Below are 2,371 nucleotides of genomic sequence, written 5' to 3' on the forward strand. Positions count from 1 at the left end.
CAGTCTCTCGCCTGTTTTCGTGAAGGCTACGACCGAAGGAGTGGTTCTCATCCCTTCAGCATTGGGAATGACTTTAGGCTCTCCCCCTTCCATCACCGCCACGCAGGAATTGGTCGTCCCTAAATCTATTCCGATAACTTTTGCCATTTTTTGTTAACCTCCTATAATTATTTCATAGATTTTTAATTTTTAATTCCCCTGCTCTTTGGATTTTGCCTTCTTTAGTTAAGCAATTTGCATAAAGTAGTCCGTTAATCAAACGGAACAGGTCAATTCTTGACTCATATACATACTCAGGGAAAACATTCTTTAAATCACCATCATCAATTACGAAATCGGTCTTGATTGGCTCTTCCATGTTGAGCATCTTATTTATTTCATTTTCTTTAACATATTTTTTGTCTGGGCTGTTGACATCCCACCATTCGAATACGACCTTCTTAATTTCAACAGTATGGAATCCTCTGTTATATAGTGATACATTTACTTGACCAGGAGTCTTTGGTCTTAGTTGAAACTCTATAACTGGAGACGTTTTTAATTCATATTCTCTAACCATAATATCAGCCATCTTTTTTGTCTCGTCTGCTTGCTTAACCATCATTTCAGCCATTTTCTTTGTATACAGAACATATAAAAATGTCACCATTACGAGTAGTAGTGTAGCAATAAAAAGTGCAAAATTAGCATTGGTCAAGAAGAATTTGTAAATATCTGTCAGAATACCCATTGCTTTCTATTCTAGTTTTGTGGACTTTCCTATTTAATGACCAGTAGCCAGTGATCCGTTATCAATTACTGACCACTGATCACTCGCCACTTTTCTTCTCTGGCCTCCCCTTCGACACAATTACCTTAGAATGCTTAATCACCTTATCATTCAACATATACCCTTTGCTGATCTCATCCATCACTATTCCATCATCAAACTTATCGCTTTCCTGCTGCATCACTGCCTCGTGCAGATGCGGGTCAAACGGCTCACCAATGGCTTTGATCTCTTTCAATCCTTCTTTTCCCAGGATATCTTTGAAATGCTGGTAGATCAACTCCACCCCTTTATGAAAACTGTCAAAATCGCCTGAATTCTTGGCTGAGTCCAATGCCCTCTGAAAATTATCCAGAGTCCCGACTAACTGGGAGATCAGCTCCTCATTAGCATTTTTGATTATGGATTGAAACTCACGGGCAGTTCTTTTTTTGTAGTTGTCAAACTCAGCCGCTACCCTCAATAATCTGTCTTCCAATTCTTTATACTCTTTCTCGGTTTTCTCCAGTTGTTCTTTCAGAAGATCAACTTGTACCTCTTTAGTTTCCTCAATCCCGGCTTCAGACTTTTCCAACTCCATCTCCTTTTTCTCTTCTAATTCCTCCTCCTCTTCTTCATATCTTTCTATTCCTGAGGAGTCAATGGAGTTTCTTTCCTTTTTTCCTTCATTCTTCTCTGCCAATAAAATAACCCTCCTGACTTAGTATTAATACAAGGTATAAAGCTTTATCAAGGGTAAATCTGAAGATTTACACTCCAGAATATCTGAAACTTCAAAAACCTCGATAACTTTATTGAGATAATACCTCCCCTAATAATGCAGAAGTATAATCCACCAGGGAAACCAGCCTGGCATACCTCATCCGGGTAGGACCGATTAGCCCGATGTTCCCTTTGAGACTTCCTTTCCCGTAAGCACAGCAGATAAGACTGCAAGCCTCTATCTCCCGTTTGCCTAACTCGCTGCCGATGGCAACGCTGACGCCTTCGCTTACACCCCTATCGCTTATCATCCTTAACCAGAATCTTTTGTTTTCCATCAACCGGGCAAAAGCGGATAACCTGCCCCACTCCTTGAACTCCGGCTGATCTAAAAGCTTATTCGGTTCGCTCAGATATACTTTATCTTCTTCCTGGAAACTGAGCAGGTTATCAGTCGAGTCTAAGAAAAGCTTGATCAGGCTGGGCTTAGCCGTGTAGCTGTCTTTGAGTCTTTTCTCCGCGGAGTTCATAATATCTTTGAGACTGAGACCGGAAAGCCTTTGATTCAATATCCTTTCGGTCTCCTGCAAGGCTTCCGGCTTTATCCCAGAATCAATTTCCAGGATAATGCTTTTGACTATTCCCGATTTTGCAGCTAAAACCACAAGCAGCCTTTTTTCTGCAAGAGATAATAGATCAATCCGGGTCAAAATCTCCGACTCTAAGTGAGGAGCAATAGTCACCCCGAGCAAACTTGATGTTCTGCCCAAAATCCTTGAGGTCTGCGCCAGCAGGTCATCTATCGCAGTGTAGTCGGAAAATAGATCCTTTTTGATTTTCTCTTTTTCGGGTGAGGTTAGCTTTTCAGGTTTAATAAGATTGTCTACATAGATTCTGTAG

At 40.8% G+C, this 2,371-nt stretch carries 4 protein-coding genes; all 4 read right to left on the reverse strand.

Annotation, left to right across the window (positions count from 1 at the left end; translation table 11 throughout):
- On the reverse strand, positions 1–147 hold a 147-nt coding region (locus tag MUP17_11660; GenBank protein MCJ7459632.1), incomplete at its 3' end, for an Hsp70 family protein.
- 25 nt (positions 148–172) lie between these two features.
- A complete protein-coding gene (locus MUP17_11665; protein ID MCJ7459633.1) occupies positions 173–730 on the reverse strand; it encodes a hypothetical protein in 558 nt (185 codons plus the stop codon).
- Positions 731–809: 79 nt separating this feature from the next.
- On the reverse strand, positions 810–1,451 hold the full coding sequence (gene grpE, locus MUP17_11670; protein MCJ7459634.1) for a nucleotide exchange factor GrpE: 642 nt from the start codon (positions 1,449–1,451) through the stop codon (positions 810–812).
- Between the two features lie 109 nt (positions 1,452–1,560).
- Positions 1,561–2,371: hypothetical protein (locus MUP17_11675; GenBank protein MCJ7459635.1), on the reverse strand; the 811-nt coding region annotated here is incomplete at its 5' end.

This window comes from Candidatus Zixiibacteriota bacterium (genome assembly GCA_022865345.1).
Taxonomy (GTDB): Bacteria; Zixibacteria; MSB-5A5; order MSB-5A5; family RBG-16-43-9; genus RBG-16-43-9.